This is a genomic window from Hydrogenophilus hirschii (assembly GCF_054656675.1).
Map to the genome: position 1 here is coordinate 107,695 of NZ_BAAHXQ010000002.1, position 18,110 is coordinate 125,804.

The 18,110-nt window shown below is 60.7% G+C and carries 18 protein-coding genes and 1 riboswitch; of the genes, 12 read left to right on the forward strand and 6 right to left on the reverse strand.

What is annotated here, in order from left to right; genetic code table 11:
• Nucleotides 1–15 precede the first annotated feature (15 nt).
• From fdh3B to ACYQ4Z_RS07665, 12 genes are read left to right on the forward strand one after another with little or no spacing between them, the layout of a single operon-like run.
• The gene (gene fdh3B, locus ACYQ4Z_RS07610) at nt 16–636 is read left to right on the forward strand and encodes a formate dehydrogenase FDH3 subunit beta (protein ID WP_219972052.1); all 621 of its coding nucleotides are present in this window, start codon (nt 16–18) and stop codon (nt 634–636) included.
• On the forward strand, nt 593–1,906 hold the full coding sequence (locus ACYQ4Z_RS07615) for a formate dehydrogenase subunit gamma (RefSeq protein ID WP_219972053.1): 1,314 nt from the start codon (nt 593–595) through the stop codon (nt 1,904–1,906). Before fdh3B ends, ACYQ4Z_RS07615 begins: the two co-directional genes overlap by 44 nt.
• Before the next feature lie 14 nt (nt 1,907–1,920).
• Nucleotides 1,921–2,544 carry a molybdopterin-guanine dinucleotide biosynthesis protein B gene (gene mobB, locus ACYQ4Z_RS07620; protein WP_219972054.1) on the forward strand — a complete coding sequence of 208 codons (624 nt, stop codon included), beginning with the start codon at nt 1,921–1,923 and terminating at the stop codon, nt 2,542–2,544.
• A gap of 23 nt (nt 2,545–2,567) precedes the next feature.
• Nucleotides 2,568–3,005 (forward strand): DsrE family protein, encoded by a 438-nt coding sequence (locus ACYQ4Z_RS07625; RefSeq protein WP_219972055.1) that lies wholly within the window; start codon nt 2,568–2,570, stop codon nt 3,003–3,005.
• An 18-nt stretch (nt 3,006–3,023) separates the two neighbouring features.
• Nucleotides 3,024–3,422: a DUF2237 family protein gene (locus ACYQ4Z_RS07630; RefSeq protein WP_219972056.1), complete on the forward strand. Its 399-nt coding sequence runs from the start codon at nt 3,024–3,026 to the stop codon at nt 3,420–3,422.
• Between the two features lie 55 nt (nt 3,423–3,477).
• Nucleotides 3,478–4,197: a dienelactone hydrolase family protein gene (locus tag ACYQ4Z_RS07635; protein WP_219972057.1), complete on the forward strand. Its 720-nt coding sequence runs from the start codon at nt 3,478–3,480 to the stop codon at nt 4,195–4,197.
• A 53-nt stretch (nt 4,198–4,250) separates the two neighbouring features.
• Entirely contained in the window at nt 4,251–5,006 is a 756-nt protein-coding gene (locus ACYQ4Z_RS07640) for a uracil-DNA glycosylase family protein (RefSeq protein ID WP_438439005.1), read from the forward strand.
• Nucleotides 5,007–5,008: 2 nt separating this feature from the next.
• Complete coding sequence (locus tag ACYQ4Z_RS07645) at nt 5,009–6,265, forward strand: CaiB/BaiF CoA transferase family protein (protein ID WP_459860572.1); 1,257 nt, start codon at nt 5,009–5,011, stop codon at nt 6,263–6,265.
• A gap of 53 nt (nt 6,266–6,318) precedes the next feature.
• Nucleotides 6,319–7,278, forward strand: coding sequence for a TAXI family TRAP transporter solute-binding subunit (locus ACYQ4Z_RS07650; protein ID WP_459860574.1), 960 nt, complete (start codon nt 6,319–6,321; stop codon nt 7,276–7,278).
• A gap of 32 nt (nt 7,279–7,310) precedes the next feature.
• Nucleotides 7,311–9,503 (forward strand): TRAP transporter permease, encoded by a 2,193-nt coding sequence (locus tag ACYQ4Z_RS07655; RefSeq protein ID WP_459860576.1) that lies wholly within the window; start codon nt 7,311–7,313, stop codon nt 9,501–9,503.
• A gap of 3 nt (nt 9,504–9,506) precedes the next feature.
• A complete protein-coding gene (locus tag ACYQ4Z_RS07660; RefSeq protein ID WP_219972087.1) occupies nt 9,507–9,998 on the forward strand; it encodes a DUF1850 domain-containing protein in 492 nt (163 codons plus the stop codon).
• Nucleotides 9,995–11,170 (forward strand): acyl-CoA dehydrogenase, encoded by a 1,176-nt coding sequence (locus ACYQ4Z_RS07665; RefSeq protein WP_219972088.1) that lies wholly within the window; start codon nt 9,995–9,997, stop codon nt 11,168–11,170. The genes ACYQ4Z_RS07660 and ACYQ4Z_RS07665 overlap by 4 nt, the downstream gene beginning before the upstream one ends.
• 28 nt (nt 11,171–11,198) lie before the next feature.
• On the opposite strand, the gene ACYQ4Z_RS07670 is transcribed toward ACYQ4Z_RS07665, so the two are convergent.
• The 6 genes from ACYQ4Z_RS07670 to metK all read right to left on the reverse strand — a co-directional run bounded on the left by ACYQ4Z_RS07670 (nt 11,199) and on the right by metK (nt 18,059).
• The gene (locus ACYQ4Z_RS07670; RefSeq protein ID WP_285614610.1) at nt 11,199–12,263 is read right to left on the reverse strand and encodes a C40 family peptidase; all 1,065 of its coding nucleotides are present in this window, start codon (nt 12,261–12,263) and stop codon (nt 11,199–11,201) included.
• Nucleotides 12,264–12,302: 39 nt separating this feature from the next.
• Nucleotides 12,303–13,112 (reverse strand): methylenetetrahydrofolate reductase, encoded by an 810-nt coding sequence (locus ACYQ4Z_RS07675; RefSeq protein ID WP_119335769.1) that lies wholly within the window; start codon nt 13,110–13,112, stop codon nt 12,303–12,305.
• Nucleotides 13,113–13,186: 74 nt separating this feature from the next.
• The gene (locus tag ACYQ4Z_RS07680) at nt 13,187–14,176 is read right to left on the reverse strand and encodes a TlyA family RNA methyltransferase (protein ID WP_285614612.1); all 990 of its coding nucleotides are present in this window, start codon (nt 14,174–14,176) and stop codon (nt 13,187–13,189) included.
• A 15-nt stretch (nt 14,177–14,191) separates the two neighbouring features.
• Complete coding sequence (gene ahcY, locus ACYQ4Z_RS07685) at nt 14,192–15,622, reverse strand: adenosylhomocysteinase (RefSeq protein WP_219972091.1); 1,431 nt, start codon at nt 15,620–15,622, stop codon at nt 14,192–14,194.
• A 69-nt stretch (nt 15,623–15,691) separates the two neighbouring features.
• Nucleotides 15,692–15,758: riboswitch (S-adenosyl-L-homocysteine riboswitch) on the reverse strand.
• Between the two features lie 26 nt (nt 15,759–15,784).
• A complete protein-coding gene (locus tag ACYQ4Z_RS07690) occupies nt 15,785–16,876 on the reverse strand; it encodes a calcium/sodium antiporter (RefSeq protein WP_459860577.1) in 1,092 nt (363 codons plus the stop codon).
• A 16-nt stretch (nt 16,877–16,892) separates the two neighbouring features.
• On the reverse strand, nt 16,893–18,059 hold the full coding sequence (metK, locus tag ACYQ4Z_RS07695; protein WP_219972093.1) for a methionine adenosyltransferase: 1,167 nt from the start codon (nt 18,057–18,059) through the stop codon (nt 16,893–16,895).
• Nucleotides 18,060–18,110: the final 51 nt, after the last annotated feature.

Sequence of the window (18,110 nt, forward strand, 5' to 3'; positions counted from 1 at the left end):
CGAAGGAGCTTAACGATGGCGCGAATGAAATTCGTCTGCGATGCCGAACGGTGCATCAACTGCAATGGTTGCGTTACGGCTTGCAAAAACGAACATGAGGTGCCGTGGGGGATTCAACGCCGGCGCGTCGTTACCCTCAACGAAGGACAACCGGGTGAGAAGTCGATCTCGGTGGCGTGCATGCACTGTTCGGATGCCCCCTGCATGGCGGTCTGCCCCACCAACTGCTTTTACCGGACCGAAGAAGGGTTGGTATTGCATGACAAAGACAAATGCATCGGGTGCGGCTACTGCTTCTACGCCTGTCCCTTCGGTGCGCCGCAATTCCCCAATGGCGCTACCGCTTTTGCCGCACGCGGCAAGATGGATAAATGCACGTTCTGTGCAGGTGGCCCTGGCGAGAACGGTTCCGAGGAGGAGCTGAAAAAGTATGGTCGCAACCGACTGGCGGAAGGTAAATTGCCGCTTTGCGCGGAAATGTGTTCGACCAAAGCATTGATCGCGGGGGATGCCGAAGTGCTCTCCGACATTATGCGGGAGCGGGTGTTGCGCCGCGGTTATGGTGTCGAACTGTGGGGCTGGCGGGTTGCTTATGGCAATGAGTCTGGGCAATCGGCAACTCCGAACAAGCGTTGAGAGGAGGGGAGGCCATGTTGAGACATTGGGGCACAGGCTTATTGGTGATCGCGGGGCTGTTTTTGACGGCCTGTACGGAAAAACCACAAGATTACACCCCTGGGAAAAGCACGGCGGCCTACGATCCTCCTTCGTACGTCTCGGCGCCTTTCGCCGGCGATCGTCAGGCTTGGCTCGAAGCGGTGAATACGCGGACGAAGAAACAGAGCGAATATGTCCGCGTTCAGTAAGAGGAGAACGTGTCATGAAGGGGTTTGGTGAACGTTGGCTAATTGGGTGGAAAGAGGCGGGAATTCTGGTGTTCTGCCTGCTTTTTTTCACCGTTTCCGCGCAGGGCGCCGAAGTCGGTGAGACGCGGGGCGGACGGATCGATCCGAATGCTCCCGCTGCAATGGTTGTGCCTCAAGGGCACAATAACGCGGCCTTTTTTGATGGCGTTCGGCGTACTCTTTATGCGCCCGGGGTGACCTCGATTCAGACGCCGGAAGCGAACGTCCTCATCCAATCCGAGGGGAACACATGGCGGCAAATCCGTAATGGCCCGATCACCGTGTGGGGCGGATGGTTAATCCTGGCGGTGATGGTGGCGATCACCCTTTTTTATTTGGTAAAGGGGACGATCAAGCTCCATGAACCTGCAACGGGAAGGAAGTTGCTTCGCTTCACGTTCTACGAGCGCTTGGTTCATTGGATCGTGGCACTCAGCTTTGTGCTTCTCGCACTAACCGGATTGGGCCTTCTCTTTGGTAAGCATCTCATCGAACCGGTCTTCGGTACTTCGGTTAATGCTGCGCTATTGTGGGTAGCCAAGAATGTCCATAACTATACGGGCCCTGTCTTTGGGTTCTTTTTGGTGTTGATGATCTTGCGGTGGGCGAAAGACAACCTCTTGACCGACCAAGATTGGCTTTGGGCGAAAAAGTTCGGTGGTTTACTTTCCGGGGAGGAAATTCCCTCTGGACGCTTCAATTTCGGCGAGAAGTTTTGGTTCTGGGTGGGTGTGACCGTGCTGGGGTTGACGGTCACGGTGACTGGACTGATTCTCGATTTCCCGCTCTTTGGTCAGACCCGCCAGGACATGCAGCTTGCGCATATCCTCCATGCCTCGGCCGCGCTCCTCATGATCGCGATGGCGTTTGGCCATATCTATATTGGAACGATCGGTTCGGAAGGGTCGCTTGACGGGATGAAGACCGGCTACGTGGACGAAGCGTGGGCAAAACAACACCACGCGGTCTGGTATCAAGAGATCACGGGACGGCGGCAATGAGAGCAACCGAGTGGATGACTGCCGCTGGGGTTTTTGCGTCGGAGAAAAAACCTGCCGGCAGTCACCACATTGTTCCCTTGGTGCGTGCGCCAAACGGGGCGCCCGTGATCGGCTTTGCGGGATGGTCGGGTAGCGGAAAAACGACATTGGTCACTCAGGTGGTTGCTGCGCTGACAGCAAAAGGGTGGAACATCGCCGTCGTGAAACACGCCCATCACATGAGCGATATCGATCATCCCGGAAAGGATTCCTGGCGCCATCGCCATGCTGGCGCGCGTCAGGTCGTGGTTGCATCACCTCGGCGCTGGGCGGTGATCCATGAAAATCAGGCCGGAGAGCCGATGTTGTCCGAGTTGTTGGCTGCTCTGCAACCATGCGATCTCGTACTTGTCGAAGGCTATAAACGTGCGGCGATTCCGAAAGTAGAAGTCTGGCGAGGTGAGACCTTTGGCCCTCCGCTTTGGTCAGAAGACGCTTGGGTTTTCGCTGTGGCCACTACACCGGATCTGCGCGCAAAACTATCTTGCAATCGACTTATGCTACCATTGGAAAACCCTGATGCGATAGCGATGGCAGTGATCGATCTCGTCAGTGGTGGCACTATTGGGGTGAAAACTGAAGCGATTTTCACACGTTGAATCGATCCCGAAGGAGAGACCCCATGAACAAAAGAGCCTTTGTGCGTACGTTGCTTGCTACTGTTGCGCTTGGCGCGTGGGTTCCAACGGTCCGCGCCGATGAACCGGTGAAAGCGGTTTACCATTTCACCCAAGGAGTGGAAGAGGCTGCGCGCGGGCTCAACAACATCCGTAACCACCTTGACGCCGACCCAACCGCAAAGATCGTCGTCGTCGCGAACGGTAAAGCCGGCGTCCAGTTCATCTTGGAGGACGCGGTGGACCACAATGGCAAACCGTTTGCGGAGCGGATCAGCGCACTGGCCAACCGCGGGGTGGAGTTCCGCGTCTGCAACAACACGTTGACGGCATTCCAAATTCCCAAAGAGAAACTGGCGCTGGAGGCGAAAATCGTTCCCAGTGGCGTTGCGGAAGTGGCGCGCTTGCAGGCAAAAGAGGGGTACGCCTACATTCGGCCTTGATCGGGTATGATTCCGCGTATGGCGGAATACCCCGAAACCGAACCCCCTGTGATCCTAGGTGTCAATGTGCTCGGCGAGCCGTTGGCGCCCTGTTCTTTTGCCCCGTTGACCGGTTTTACGCGCGACGGTCACTGCTGTGCGCACCCCGAAGATCCCGGGGCGCACACCATTTGTGTGCGCGTCACCGACGCGTTTCTCCAATTTTCTTTGCAGCGGGGTAACGATCTGGTCACTCCGCGACCCGAATGGCGTTTTCCTGGCCTCAAAGCGGGCGATCGCTGGTGTGTCTGTCTTTGGCGCTGGATCGAAGCGCTGGAAGCGGGCGTCGCGCCGCCGGTTGTGCTCGAAGCAACCGACCAATCGGTTCTCGACACTGTGCCGTACGATCTCCTTGTGGCCCATGCGTGGCAGGGTTGAGGGGCGGTGGGCTCGGCACGTTATCGGTTTTTCATGACACGGTAAGGAGGGAAAGATGGGCATTCAGACGCGCGCTATCGAATACGTGGTCGATGGCAAAACGTTCGAAGGAATCCTGGCGTGGGATGATCGCGTGCAAGGCAAGCGCCCGGCGGTTGCGGTGGCGCACGCGTGGGCAGGCCGCAGTGCGTTCGAAGTCGACAAGGCAAAGCGTCTTGCCGAACTGGGGTACGTCGGTTTTGCGATGGACGTTTATGGCAAAGGGGTGTTGGGGCGATCGCGCGAGGAGAATGCGGCGCTGATGACCCCCCTGGTGCAGGATCGCGCACTGCTGCAAAAACGGCTGCAAGCGGCGATTCATGCGTTGGCGATGCAGCCCGAAGTCGATCCGGAAAAAGTCGCTGCGATCGGCTTTTGCTTCGGTGGGCTTTCGGTGCTCGATCTGGCGCGGGTCGGTGCGCCGGTGAAAGGGGTGGTGAGTTTCCATGGGCTCTTCACGCCGCCTGGCAATACCACAGACAACAAAATCACTGCGAAGGTGCTTGCGTTGCACGGCTGGGACGATCCGATGGCAAAACCGGACGCCGTTCTTGCTTTTGCCAAAGAGATGACCGACGCGGGGGCCGACTGGCAGCTCCACGCCTACGGCCACACGATGCATGCGTTCACCAATCCAGAAGCAAACGACCCGGACTTCGGCACGGTCTATAACGCGAAGGCCGATGCCCGTTCGTGGCAAGCGATGCAGAACTTTTTAGCGGAACTCTTCGCGTGATCGCAGCGGATCACCCGCTCGTTGCGCTTACGCTCTGTTTTCGGAATAGGACGCTGCCGTGGTCGGAGGCGGCAGCGATCGCTGCGCACACACCGGCGATTACCCACGTCTATGCGCCGCTCACCTATGCGTGGGCACCGCACGAAGCGTACCTGCGTCGCTATGGCAGCGGCCGGAAACGGGTGCTCTTTGTCGGCATGAATCCGGGGCCGTTCGGGATGGTCCAGACTGGGATTCCGTTTGGCGACGTCCCGAGCGTCCGCGATTGGCTGGGCATCATTGCGCCGGTGGAAGCGCCGCCCCGCCAAGATCCGAAAAAACCGGTGCGTGGGTTTTCCTGTCCGCGTCGCGAAGTTTCTGGAGTGCGCCTTTGGGGTATGTTCGCTAAGCGGTTTGGCACCCCGCAACGGTTTTTCGCCGACCATTTCGTCCTCAACTACTGTCCGCTGGCGTTCTTGGCGCATGGGCGTAACGTCACGCCGGACAAACTGCCCGCTGCGGTGCGGGAACCCCTATTGACGCAGTGTGACGCCTATTTGCGCGCGGTGGTCTCGCTGTTGCAACCCGAATGGGTGGTTGGGATTGGGCAATGGGCGACAAAACGGGTGGCGCAGGCGCTCGCATGCACCGCGGGGAAGGAAGCTGCCATCGTCTTGCCAGAAAAGGGTGATCGACCCGATCGGCCCGCGCAGACGATACCCACGCCCAAGGTCGTCACGATGCTTCATCCCAGCCCTGCGAGCCCTGCGGCGAACCGGGGGTGGGCGGCGCAGGCCGTTGCACAACTCGAAACCGCTGGGGTTTGGTGACCATGGCGAATGATTCCGTGACCGATCGTGACGCGTGCCGAACCGGACCTTTGACAGGATTGGTCGTGCTCGACCTGTCACGAATCTTGGCCGGGCCATGGGCGACGCAACTGTTGGCCGACCTAGGGGCTGAGGTGATCAAGATCGAACGACCTGGTCGTGGTGACGATACCCGGCAATGGGGGCCGCCGTGGTTGCGCGATCGGAAGGGTAACGAAACAGGGGAATCGGCCTACTACCTCTGCGCAAACCGCAACAAACGCTCGGTGACCGTCGATTTCACCCAGCCCGTAGGGCAAGCGGTGCTGCATCGGCTGGCACAACGTGCGGACGTGGTGGTCGAGAATTTCAAGGTGGGTGGGCTTGCGCGGTATCGCCTCGATTACCCGACGCTGGCTGCGCGCAATCCGCGCCTCATCTACTGTTCGATCACCGGCTTTGGTCAAACCGGGCCGTACGCGGGCCGCGCGGGTTACGACTTTCTCATCCAGGGCATGGGTGGGTTGATGAGCCTAACCGGCCGCCCCGATTCCGAGCCTGGTGGCGGCCCGATGAAGGTCGGTGTTGCGCTCACCGACATTCTCACCGGGTTGTACGCGACGATCGCGATTCTTGCGGCGCTGGCCGCGCGAGAAAAGACGGGGCGGGGTCAGCATATCGACCTGGCGCTTTTGGATGTTCAGGTGGCGTGCCTGGCGAATCAGGCGCTCAATTATCTCGTTTCCGGTAGGGTGCCCGATCGGCTGGGCAACGCCCATCCGAATATTGTTCCATACCAGGATTTTCCCAGCGCCGACGGCCACATGATCATCGCGGTGGGGAACGACGCGCAATTTGCGCGGCTTGCCGAGCAGTTGGGGCACCCCGAGTGGGCTGTCGATCCCCGTTTTGCCACCAACGCGGCGCGGGTTGCTCATCGTGACCTCTTGATTCCACTCATTGCGCAAGAGACGCGCAAACAGCCAACGGCGCATTGGATCCGTGCGTTGGAAGCGGTTGGCGTGCCTTGTGGGCCGATCAACGATCTGGCTGCGGTTTTCGCCGACCCGCAGGTGATTCATCGTGAAATGAAGCGCCTGTTGCCCCATCCGCTTGCGGACGAAGTTCCGCAGGTGGCCAATCCCATTCGCTTTTCCGAAACTCCTGTCACCTATCGCAACGCGCCGCCGCTTCTTGGTGCCGACACCGAGGACGTACTGCGTTCGGTGGGGTATGACACAGCCGAAATCGCCGCTTTGCGCCAAAAGGGGGTGATTTGAGTTATCCTAAATAAAGATCAAAAAAGTTTTACCCACAACCAAAGGAGACGGTGATGAAAAGACGGGAATTCTTGCACAGTTCGCTTGCAGCCCTGTTGCTGCCCGTTGCATGGCACGCTCAAGCGCAGGGTCAAACCTTCGTGACGATCCTCACGGGGGGGACGAGCGGTGTCTATTATCCGCTCGGTGTCGCGCTGTCGCAGGCCGTTGGCCAAGTACTGCCCAATGCCAAAGTTAACGTCCAATCTACCAAGGCCTCTGCCGAAAACCTCAACCTGCTTGCGAAAGGGCGAGGTGAAGTGGCGTTCACGTTGGGGGACACGTTCGCGCACGCGTGGAATGGTGACGCCGAAGCGGGTTTCCAAACGCCGCTCAAACAGCTGCGTACCCTGGCGGCGATTTACCCCAACTACATCCAGATCGTCGCAACTAAAGATTCGGGAATTCGGTCCCTGGCCGATCTCAAAGGGAAACGGGTTGCGGTTGGCGCGCCCCGTAGTGGTACCGAGATCAACGCCCGAACGATCTTTCAAGCGGCGGGCTTTTCCTACGACGACCTGGGGAAAGTCGAATATGTGTCGTTCGGGGAGTCGGTGGAGTTGATGAAGAACCGACAACTGGACGCGACACTGATCTCCGCCGGGTTGGGGGTTGCGGCGGTGCGCGACTTGGCCGCAGCGTTACCGATCGTGCTCGTGCCCGTCCCCGAAGCGGTGGTGGCGAAAATCGGCAACCCGGTCTTCCAGTCTGAGACCATCCCAGCCGGGACCTACGAAGGGCAGAGCGAGGAGGTACCGACGGTGGCGATCCGCAATTATCTTGCCACCCATGCGGGGGTTGACGAAGCGGTTGTCTATGCGATCACCAAAGCGCTCTTCGCGCATCGCGATGCGTTGGTCGCGGCGCACAGTGCCGCAAAAGGGATCCAGCTCGAACGGGCGGCAAAGAATCCGCCGGCACCGCTGCATCCAGGGGCGGCCCGTTACTACCGCGAACGGGGTGTGTTGAGCTGATCCTCTCTGTGTGACAGAGCTTGGGTGACGCGATGCGTCAAGCCATCGGTACGGGTGGGGCGGTCAAGCCGACTGCTTCACCACCCCATGTACCCCACGCCGAAGAGTCGGAAGCGGTTGCGCGCCTTGCGGCGCTTGCCCGCGGATGGCGGTGGTTGGTGGGTGGGGTCGCGCTTGCGTTTTCGTGTTATCAACTGGTGGTCGCGGCGTTCCATCCCTGGTCGTCGCAACTCATCCGGGAGTGGCACGTTGCGTTTTTGCTCGCACTCACTTTTTTGCTCTATCCGGCGCGCCGCCTTGCTGCAGCGGCGGCGCCGCCGGTACGGGGCGGTGGGATCGGTGGTTTGTTGCTCGCGCTTGGCGCGGCGTCTCTGGCTCTCTATTATGGTGTTTTCGAACATGATCTGATCCTGCGCGCCGGTGATCCGACCCAAGCCGATCTTGTCGTGGGCGTTGCGCTCTTGATACTGGTCTTCGAAGCCGCACGAAGGGTGTTGGGTTGGCCTCTGCCCCTTCTCTGTGCGCTCTTTTTGTTGTATGCGCTCTTTGGTCAGTGGGCGCCTGGGGCGCTCGCCCATCGCGGTTATGCATGGCAACAGGTAGTCGAGCAGCTCAGTTTCGGCGCTGAGGGGATCTTCGGAATTCCAATCTACGTCTCCGCGACGTACATCTTTCTCTTCATCCTTTTCGGTGCGTTCTTGGAACGGGCCGGGATGGTGCAACTCTTCAACGACGTGGCGTTGGGGTTGGTGGGTCGCGCGGCGGGCGGACCTGGGAAAGTTTCGGTGCTTTCGTCGGCGTTGATGGGGACGATTTCCGGTTCCGCGGTGGCAAACGTTTTGACGACCGGACAATTCACGATCCCTTTGATGAAACGCGGTGGATTTTCCCCGACTTTTGCCGCAGCGGTAGAGGCAACTGCGTCGATGGGTGGGCAAGTGATGCCACCCGTGATGGGGGCGGTGGCATTCATCATGGCAGAAAACATCGGTGTTCCATACGCCGAAATCGTCCGTGCGGCGATCGTGCCGGCACTGCTCTATTTCGCTACGGTATTTTGGATGGTGCACCTGGAAGCGAAGCGACGCGGCCTAGAGGGACTGGCGCCTGAAGATTGCCCCAACGCATGGCAGGCGTTGCGCTCGCGGTGGTATTTGGTGTTGCCGCTCGCTGGGCTCGTCTGGTTATTGTTCGCGGGTTATACCCCGATGTATGCGGGGATGGCAGGGTTGGCGCTTACCGCGGTGCTCGTCTTGGGAACCGCTGTGGCGGCGATGTTGTCGCGGCAAGCGTTTCGATACCTCTTCTGGATTGCCGTTGGCGTTTGGGGGGCGCTGGTCGTACGCTGGGGCGTCTTGCCGGTGTTGCTGCTTCTGGCCGCGTTGGGAGTGGTGCTCCTTTGGCGTCGTGAGGGACGAAACACGTTGCATCTGGTGCGTGAGAGTCTCGTCGTTGGGGCGATGCAGGCATTACCCGTTGGCGTGGCTTGTGCGATCGTTGGGGTGATCATCGGCGTGCTGACGCTGACGGGTGCTGCGACGTCGCTTGCCGGTTATATCCTTTCTGTCGGCGAGCAGCATCTGTTGCTGGCGCTCGTCTTGACGATGCTGATTTGTCTCGTCTTGGGGATGGGGATCCCGACGATCCCCAATTACATCATCGTCAGTGCGATCGCGGCGCCAGCGCTCCTCGAGTTGGGCGTACCGCTCATCGTCAGCCATATGTACGTCTTTTATTTCGGTTTGATGGCTGATCTCACGCCTCCTGTGGCGCTGGCGGCGTATGCCGCTTCGAGCGTTGCGAAATCACCCCCACTGCCCACCAGTCTCAAAGCGTTTCAGCTGGGAATTGCCGGTTTTGTCGTTCCCTATCTTGCCGTTTATGACCCCGCGTTGATGTTGCAAGGCGACCCTGCTTGGTGGGCGGTTTTGTGGGCGATCCTGCGCGCCCTGTTCGCCATAGGGTGTTGGGGGTACGCCATCGTCGGCGCCCGTAAAGGTGGTTCCCTCGCTTGGTGGGAGCGGCTCTGGGCAGTGGCGGCGGCAATCCTTTTGGCAACACCGTGGTGGGTTGCCGACCTTGCTGGGATCTTTGCGGCCGGGCTGCTCATCGTTCGCCTGTATCGGTTTCGCTCAGAGGAACCAACGCGCGACGACTCCGCTCTTCGGGCTTCCGCCGGTACAGCGGAAAAGCGTATGGAACCACCTACGGGGCAGAATGGCTAACCCATGCATTGGCTGCTTTGCCTCTCATGGGCGGCATTCGGTGCGTCGGGGGCGCGTGACGTGTCGTTGCCGGACGCCCCTTTGGCGCCGATTCAGGAGGTATTGGGGGCAGCTGGGACGTTGCGTTGGCGCCATTCCATCGAAAAGATCTGGTGGGAAGAGGAGTACACGGCCGAACCCGGTGGAGTGCGCTTGCGTACGGCACGAGTGCGGGGTAGCGGTGCGGGCATGGAACCGCCACCGGATGCGCATTTCGCGCACGGTGTTTGGGTCTATCGACCCAACCGGTTGTTGCCGAAAGTGGTGTTGACCCACTCTTCCTTTGTTGCACCCTATGAATGGTGTGACGAAGGAAACCGCTGTCGTGCATTGTTGCCACCGACAAGCCGTTTCGGTGCCAAGCAGGATCCGACGACGTCGGTGTCGGCTTGGCGTATGGAGATCGCGCCGTGTCGCGATGAACAAGAGAAGCGCGTACTGGGAGCAGATCGATGAGCCATCACCCTTTTTGTTGGGAAGATCCGTTTTTACTCGAAAATCAGTTGAGCGACGAGGAGCGCGCCGCACGGGATACCGCAGCGCGCTACGCGCGGGAGCGCTTGCAGCCGCGGGTGCTCGAAGCGTTTCGCGAAGAGAAGACCGATCGCGCGATTTTCCGCGAGATGGGGGAACTGGGACTTCTGGGATGCACGCTGCCCACCGAGTATGGGTGCGCCGCGATGAATGCGGTGAGCTATGGGTTGATCGCCCGCGAAGTGGAACGCGTCGATTCCGGCTTTCGCTCGATGTTGAGCGTGCAAAGTTCGCTCGTGATGCTGCCGATCTACCGCTTTGGCACCGAAGCGCAGCGGCAGAAATTTCTTCCGAAGCTGGCCAGAGGCGAGTGGGTCGGTTGTTTCGGCCTTACCGAACCCAACCACGGATCCGACCCCGGCAGCATGGAGAGTCGGGCGCGTGCGGTCCCCGGTGGGTATCGCTTGACTGGGCGTAAGATGTGGATCACCAACAGTCCGATCGCCGACGTCTTCGTCGTTTGGGCAAAAGATGACGAAGGCAAGATTCGCGGTTTCGTGCTCGAAAAGGGCATGAAAGGGTTGAGCGCGCCAGCGATTCACGGCAAAGTGGGGCTACGCACCTCGATCACCGGTGAGATCGTGATGGATGAGGTGTTCGTCCCCGAAGAGAATGTCTTTCCGGAGATCCGTGGGTTGCGCGGCCCCTTTACGTGCCTGGATTCGGCGCGTTACGGAATCGCTTGGGGGGCTCTGGGCGCTGCGGAATTCTGTTGGCATACGGCGCGGCAGTATGTGCTCGACCGCAAGCAGTTCGGGAAGCCGCTTGCCGCGAACCAACTCATCCAGAAGAAGTTGGCCAATATGCAAACCGAAATCGCAATCGGGTTACAGGCGTGTTTGCGGTTGGGGCGGATGAAAGACGAAGGAATCGCCGCGCCGGAGGTGACGTCGATGCTGAAACGCAACTCCTGCGGCAAAGCGCTCGAAATCGCACGGATGGCGCGTGACATGCTGGGCGGCAACGGGATCTCCGATGAGTTCGGCGTGATTCGCCATCTGGTGAATCTCGAGGTGGTCAATACCTACGAGGGGACGCACGATATCCACGCGCTCATTCTGGGGCGGGCGCAAACAGGGATTGCGGCGTTTTGATCTGGAACGGTCACGAAAGCGGGAGGCGTCAGCGGGAAGCGTCGGTCGTAGCGAGCGCCGCTTCCCGTTTTTTGTGGTTCGTCTGAGTGCGCTTGACGGGGCGGTCAGTCGGAGGTTTTCCCGACGTCGCCAGAGTTTTCGCGTTGCGAACCCCATCTTTTTTGCTTGCCTGAGAGGTCTCCGTCCTCACGGCGGTATCTTTTTGGGCAACTTTCTTTTTCGAAGCAGTAGCCACCGCTTTGCCCGCTTGAGGACGTTGTGCTTGAGAGACCTTTCTAGCTGTCGTCTTAGCCGTCGTGTTGGCGGCCGTCTTGGCCGCCGCCTTTGCTGTCGTGTTGCCCTTCGTGTTGGCCGTCGTCATTTTCGCCGGAGCCGGTTTGCTTTGGGTCGTGGGCTGTGTGTGGTCCGCACTTTCGGCGATGGTGGCTTCTGCTGTTGCGTTGCGTAAGACGCTCTCAGGGGTAACACCGGGAACCCGACCTGCGCCGACAAATCGATTGGTCCAGTATGCCTCATCCATCGAAGCGACGGTGACCGCTTTGCCCCGGCGCGGCGCATGGAGAAATTGGCCGTTGCCAATATAGATGCCTACGTGGTCGACAGAGCGCTTTTTGTTTCTTCCTGTTTTGAAGAAGACCAGATCGCCCGCACGTAACGCGTCGCGTGCAATGCGCTCTGTGGCGTGAAACTGCTCTTGTGAGGTACGGGGTAGTTTGATACCGGCGCTCGCGAACGCCACCCACACCAAGCCACTGCAATCGAGCCCCTGCGCGTCCGTGCCACCCAAGCGGTAAGGAGTACCCTGGAGCTCGAACGCGGTCTTGAGCGCTTCGCGTAAACGGTTTTCCCGTTGCGGAAGCTCGAATCCATAATTCGGGGATCGGTAGGCGAGCGCCTGGAGCCAACCGTCGAGCGCGTCGCTCTCTTCCTCTTTCTCCTCATTTTCCTGAGCCTCTTCGCTGGCGTCTTGGGTGGCGACGGTGTAGGGCTCGGCGCTCAGCCAAGAGCGGTTGTTCCCAACCGTGCTACAAGCAGATAGGGTCAGGAGCGCAGCAAGGAGCGCCAGGAGAGGAAGTGGGCGGTTCTCGACCATTACGCGATGATGCCGAAAAAATCGATTTTTGGCAACCGGTTACAACAGCGCCAACGTCGGTTCGGCTTGATTCATCGTGTAAAAGTGAAACCCCGGCGCGCCCAAAGCGCGCAACCGTTCGAGGAGGCGTGCAACCACCTCGTGGCCGAAGGCGCGGATGCTCGCGACGTCGTCGCCAAACCCTTCCATCTTGCGCCGAATCCAGCGCGGGATTTCCGCGCCGCAGCTGTCGGCGAAGCGGGCCAAGCGGAAAAACTGGGTGATCGGCATGATCCCCGGGATGATCGGTTGCGTGACACCGCGGCGTGCCGCTTCGTCACTGAAGTGGGCGTACGCGTCCGGGTTGTAGAAAAACTGGGTGATCGCGCAGTCGGCACCGGCGGCCATTTTTGCGGCGAACGCGTCGAGGTCGGCGGTGGCGTGCTTCGCTTGGGGGTGGTACTCTGGGTACGCCGCCACCGCAATCCAGAAGGTGTCACCGTACCGGGCGCGCACGAACGCAACGAGATCCCGTGCGTAACGAAACGGCCCGGGATCGACGACACCGGAGGGGAGATCGCCGCGCAACAGCACCAAGCGGCGAATCCCTGCGGCCCGATAGCGGTCGAGAATCGTGACGATCGACGCTTCGGTGGCACCGATGCCAGAGAGGTGCGGCGCGACGTCCCAGCCAGCCGCTTGCAGCGCGTCGACCGCAGCGAAAGTGCGGTCACGGGTGCTGCCACCGGCGCCGTAGGTGACAGAGGCGTAGGCAAAGCGTCCCGAGTTTTGGAGCTTTTGGGCAGTGGCGCTCAGTTTTGCCATGCCTTCAGGCGTTTGCGGGGGAAAGAATTCGACTGAGTACTCCATCTTCGGATTTCCTGTTTCGGGTTAGAAGGGTAGGGCGGCGACACAAACGATCGGTAGCGGTGTTGGGTAGCGGACTAATGGGAACCCGGATCGCTCGTCTGCGTGGGCGTACCCCGAACCGCCGCGATCAGGAACTCCTGATTCCCCGGCTGGTTGCCGACGCCGCCACCCCGAATCGGGCTGGGGAACCACGCGACGGTGTGCCAACCGAGTGCGGCCAGCGCCGTGACCATCTGCTGTTTGAGTGCGGGTTCGTGCTGCGCCCAATTGCGAACGATGCCGTTTTTGCTCAGCGCCGCGGGGCCCAGCTCGAATTGCGGTTTGACGAGCCAGATCAGCCGCGCGGTGCTGCTTGCAAGGGCCAGAACCGCAGGCCACACCGTTCGCGCGGAGATGAAGGAGAGGTCGCCGACGATGAGGTCGAACCCGGCAGGCGGAAACAGCGCGCCGAGTTGCGCCGGGGTGATATGGCGGGCATTCACGCCTTCGAACGTGACGATCGGTACGTCACGAACGGCGGCTGCGTCCGGATTCGTGCCTGCGGAAACCACGAGCGCTTGGGTGCGCAGCGGGGACGCCAACTGATCGTGCCCGACCTCCAAGCCGACGACGCGCCGCACGCCATGGCGCAGCAGGCAGTCGGTGAAGCCGCCCGTCGATTGTCCGACGTCGAGCGCAACGCAACAGGCGACCGACCAGCCGAGTGTGGTGAGTGCCGCGTCGAGTTTGTCACCCGCACGGGATACATAGCGCGGGCGTTCGGTATCCGCGACGATGATGGTTGCGTCGGCTGGGATCCGATGCGCCGCTTTGCGGCAGATCGTGCCATCGACATGCACCGCGCCTGCGGCAATCAACCGCTGCGCGGCAGTGCGCGACGGCGCAAGACCCCGCGCGACCAGCTGCAGGTCGAGGCGACAGAGGTCCGTCGGCGTCGTGGTGGCGGTGGAATGCGAACGGTCTGCCTGCGGTGGCGTGGACACGGCTACGGATGCCTCGTGCCCACGCCGTTGCGACGCCGCAGGGGAGCGTTTGCTGCGCGCGTGAAAGTGGTTCATCGCCATCGCGCGCTGTCCGGACTAGTAGCGGTAGTGCTCCGGTTTGTAGGGACCTTCCACGGGAACCCCGATGTAGGCCGCTTGCTCCGGCGTCAGTGTCGTGAGCTGCGCGTCGAAGCGGGTCAGTTGCAGCCGCGCGACCTTTTCGTCGAGCACCTTCGGCAACCGATAGACCCCCACCGGATAGCGCTCCGGGTGGTTGAAGAGTTCGATTTGCGCCAGGGTCTGGTTCGCGAACGACGAACTCATCACGTAGCTGGGGTGGCCGGTTGCACATCCCAGGTTGACCAGCCGCCCTTCGGCAAGGAGGATGATCCGCTTGCCATCGGGGAAGATCACGTGATCGACCTGCGGTTTGATGTTCTCCCAGCGATACTGTCTCAGGCTGGCGACGTCGATCTCATTGTCGAAGTGGCCGATGTTGCAGACGATTGCTTGGTCTTTCATCCGTACCATGTGGTCGTGGGTGATCACGTGGTAGTTGCCGGTTGCGGTGACGAAGATGTCGGCTTTGTCGCACGCGTAATCCATCGTCACGACCCGGTAGCCTTCCATCGCCGCCTGCAGCGCACAGATCGGGTCGATTTCGGTGACCCAGACTTGCGCGCACAGCGCGCGCAGCGCTTGCGCCGAGCCCTTGCCCACGTCGCCGTAGCCGCAGACCACTGCGATCTTGCCGGCGATCATCACGTCGGTGGCGCGCTTGATGCCGTCGAGCAGCGATTCGCGGCAGCCGTAGAGGTTGTCGAACTTCGATTTGGTCACCGAGTCGTTCACGTTGATCGCCGGAAAGCGCAATTCGCCCCGTTCGTGCATTTGGTAGAGGCGATGCACGCCGGTGGTGGTCTCTTCGGTGACACCGCGGATTTCTCCGATTCGCCGCGAATACCAGTGGGGGTCGCGCCGCAGCTGCTCCCGGATCCGGGCAAAAAGGACGCGCTCTTCGTCGCTGGTTGGGTTCTCGAGTACCGAAGGTTCGTGCTCCGCTTTGACCCCGAGGTGAAGGAGCAGCGTCGCGTCGCCGCCGTCGTCGAGGATCATGTTCGCAAAGCGCCCTTCGCCCCAGTCGAAGATGCGGTGGGTGTAGTCCCAGTACTCCTCGAGCGACTCACCTTTGCGGGCGAAGACGGGGATGCCGCGCGCGGCGATCGCCGCTGCGGCGTGGTCTTGGGTGGAGTAGATGTTGCAGCTCGCCCACCGCACTTCTGCACCGAGATCGACCAAAGTTTCGATCAAGACCGCGGTTTGGATGGTCATGTGGAGACTGCCGGCGATCCGCGCGCCCGCAAGGGGTTTTTGTCCCGCGTATTCACGGCGAATCGCCATCAGTGCGGGCATTTCGGTTTCAGCGATTGCGATTTCGCGCCGCCCCCATTCCGCTAGGGCGGGGTCGGCGATGGCGCAGTCGGCAAAAGGTTTGCCGACGAGGAGAAGTTCAGCCACAGCGTTCATCGAATGACTCCTTGACGTTGAACGGTGGCCGGGTGGGGGCTCACCAGTCCCCCAACCCGGCGGGTTGGGATTTGGTGAGCGCCGTTGGGGTAAGCCGAGCCTGGGCGGACGACCGCTTGCAGCGCTCCTCGGCACAATAATGATAACACACTGGGGCAGGCGCTATGACGGCGGGGTATCACGGGTGATATGGGTGAGATAACGAAGCAGTACGCCCGCAACCAGCAAGGGAAGTGCAAAACCTAGCGCAAAGGTGCGGAATGCCGCTAGGGCAGGGTGGTGCAGCGCGTCGAGCACCAGATAGGTGAGGTAGGCGATATAGAGCGCGACCAGAAGCGCACCTTCCTGACGATTGACCGAATAGCCAGAGAGGACAACTGGCAAGAGCAGCAACGTGGCGCCCAACATCACCCAGAGGTCGGTCGTCGTCACCGAGACAGGTACGGTGATGCCACCGAGCGGGATCGCAGCGAGCGCCGACGCCCCGCCCACTGCCAGCAGGTTGAAGACGTTGGAGCCGATCACGTTGCCTACCGCCATGTCGCGTTCGCCCTTGTAAACGGCCATGAGCGAGGTCGCGATTTCTGGGAGCGACGTGCCGACTGCGACCACCGTCAACCCGACGACCACTTCACTGATGCCGAGCGACTTGGCGATTGCGACCGCACCGCTCACTGCCAGATCGGAACCCCAAACGAGTAACGCCAACCCACCGACGATGAGCGCGATTTGCACCGGCAGAGGATCGTCCCAGTGGCTTTTCGGGATCTCTTCGGCAAACTCGGCTTCTGCATCTTTGCCCGCGTTGCGCGATTGACGGATCAGGAAGATGGTGTAACCGATGATGAGTGCAAAGAGCAGCGCGCCGTCGAACGCAGAAAGCGTTCCGTCCAACGCAGTGACGGCAAAAAGCACCGAAACGCCAAGCAGTACTGGCAGTTCCTGGCGTATCACCTGCAGATGTACTCCGACCGGAGCAATGAGCGCGGATAGACCCAATGCGATCAGGATGTTGACAATGTTGGAACCAACGACGTTGCCGATGGCGATTTCACCGCTTCCTTTGAGGGCGGCGCCTACGGAGACAGAAAATTCAGGGGCGCTCGTGCCGTACGCAACGATCGTCAGGCCTACCACGAGCCGCGAAATGCCGAAACGCACCGCGAGTTTGGCCGCGCCCCGCACCAACAGGTCGGCGCCCAGCGAAAGAACGACGAGACCGGCAACGAGAGCTCCCCAAGCAGTTGTGTTCATCGGTGCTCCTCGGGGCTCAGAGACCCGCGTCAGCCCGCAGCGCGGCGGCTTTGTCGGTCCGCTCCCAGGTGAACTCCGGTTCTTCACGGCCGAAGTGCCCGTAGGCGGCGGTTTTGGTGTAGATGGGGCGGCGCAAATCGAGCGTTTCGATGATCGCCCGCGGGCGCAAGTCGAAATGGCGTGCCACCAACGCTGCGATCTGTTCGTCGGGGATCTTGCCGGTGCCAAAGGTATTGACCATCAGACTCACCGGCCGGGCGACACCGATCGCGTAGGCCACCTGAACCTCACAGCGCTCGGCAAGCCCTGCGGCGACGATGTTTTTCGCGACGTAGCGTCCGGCGTAGGCAGCAGAGCGGTCGACTTTCGAGGGGTCTTTGCCGCTGAATGCGCCCCCGCCATGGTGGGCAGCACCACCGTAGGTATCGACGATGATTTTACGCCCGGTGAGCCCGCAGTCGCCGTGCGGGCCGCCGATCACGAAGCGTCCCGTCGGGTTGATGAGGTAGCGGATCTCCCCTTTGATAAGCTCGGGAGGGAGGACCGGCTTGACGATCTCTTCGATCACCGCTTCCCGGATCTGGTCGTAGGGGATGTCGGGATGGTGTTGGGTCGAGACGACGACGGTGTCGATCGCGGTGGGTTTATCGTCTTCGTAGCGCACGGTCAATTGTGCTTTCGCGTCGGGGCGCAGCCACGGCAAGCGCCCGTCTTTGCGCAGTTGGGCCTGCCGCTCCATGATCCGGTGCGCGTAGTAGATGGGTAGCGGCATCAGGGTCGGCGTTTCGTTGCAGGCAAAGCCGAACATCAACCCCTGGTCGCCAGCCCCTTGGTCCAGAGGATCGTCGTGCGCCTGGTTGACCCCTTGCGCGATATCGGGCGATTGGCGGTTGATCGCAACCAGGACGGCGCACGATTTGTAGTCGAAGCCGATCTCGGAGTCGTCGTAGCCGATGCGTTTGACTACCTCTTGGGCGATTTCGCGATAATTGATGTGCGCAGTGGTCGTGATTTCGCCCGAAATGACGACGAGGCCGGTCGAGACCAACGTTTCACAGGCAACGCGCCCGTTCGGGTCTTCGCTGAGGACGGCGTCGAGCACGCCATCGGAGATTTGGTCGGCGACTTTGTCGGGATGCCCTTCGGAAACCGATTCGGAGGTGAAGAGGTAGTGTTTGCCCATGGTATTTTCTCCGATCCCCTTGCCAGCCCTGCGTAGGCGGCTCTGAGGGGA

Excerpts from the sequence above, each read along its gene's own strand:
- fdh3B (WP_219972052.1), top strand. The coding sequence starts at position 16 with ATGGCGCGAATGAAATTCGTCTGCGATGCCGAACGGTGCATCAACTGC.
- ACYQ4Z_RS07615 (WP_219972053.1), top strand. The coding sequence starts at position 593 with ATGGCAATGAGTCTGGGCAATCGGCAACTCCGAACAAGCGTTGAGAGG.
- mobB (WP_219972054.1), top strand. The coding sequence starts at position 1,921 with ATGACTGCCGCTGGGGTTTTTGCGTCGGAGAAAAAACCTGCCGGCAGT.
- ACYQ4Z_RS07625 (WP_219972055.1), top strand. The coding sequence starts at position 2,568 with ATGAACAAAAGAGCCTTTGTGCGTACGTTGCTTGCTACTGTTGCGCTT.
- ACYQ4Z_RS07630 (WP_219972056.1), top strand. The coding sequence starts at position 3,024 with ATGGCGGAATACCCCGAAACCGAACCCCCTGTGATCCTAGGTGTCAAT.
- ACYQ4Z_RS07635 (WP_219972057.1), top strand. The coding sequence starts at position 3,478 with ATGGGCATTCAGACGCGCGCTATCGAATACGTGGTCGATGGCAAAACG.
- ACYQ4Z_RS07645 (WP_459860572.1), top strand. The coding sequence starts at position 5,009 with ATGGCGAATGATTCCGTGACCGATCGTGACGCGTGCCGAACCGGACCT.
- ACYQ4Z_RS07650 (WP_459860574.1), top strand. The coding sequence starts at position 6,319 with ATGAAAAGACGGGAATTCTTGCACAGTTCGCTTGCAGCCCTGTTGCTG.
- ACYQ4Z_RS07655 (WP_459860576.1), top strand. The coding sequence starts at position 7,311 with ATGCGTCAAGCCATCGGTACGGGTGGGGCGGTCAAGCCGACTGCTTCA.
- ACYQ4Z_RS07660 (WP_219972087.1), top strand. The coding sequence starts at position 9,507 with ATGCATTGGCTGCTTTGCCTCTCATGGGCGGCATTCGGTGCGTCGGGG.
- ACYQ4Z_RS07665 (WP_219972088.1), top strand. The coding sequence starts at position 9,995 with ATGAGCCATCACCCTTTTTGTTGGGAAGATCCGTTTTTACTCGAAAAT.
- ACYQ4Z_RS07670 (WP_285614610.1), bottom strand. The coding sequence starts at position 12,263 with ATGGTCGAGAACCGCCCACTTCCTCTCCTGGCGCTCCTTGCTGCGCTC.
- ACYQ4Z_RS07675 (WP_119335769.1), bottom strand. The coding sequence starts at position 13,112 with ATGGAGTACTCAGTCGAATTCTTTCCCCCGCAAACGCCTGAAGGCATG.
- ACYQ4Z_RS07680 (WP_285614612.1), bottom strand. The coding sequence starts at position 14,176 with ATGGCGATGAACCACTTTCACGCGCGCAGCAAACGCTCCCCTGCGGCG.
- ahcY (WP_219972091.1), bottom strand. The coding sequence starts at position 15,622 with ATGAACGCTGTGGCTGAACTTCTCCTCGTCGGCAAACCTTTTGCCGAC.
- ACYQ4Z_RS07690 (WP_459860577.1), bottom strand. The coding sequence starts at position 16,876 with ATGAACACAACTGCTTGGGGAGCTCTCGTTGCCGGTCTCGTCGTTCTT.
- metK (WP_219972093.1), bottom strand. The coding sequence starts at position 18,059 with ATGGGCAAACACTACCTCTTCACCTCCGAATCGGTTTCCGAAGGGCAT.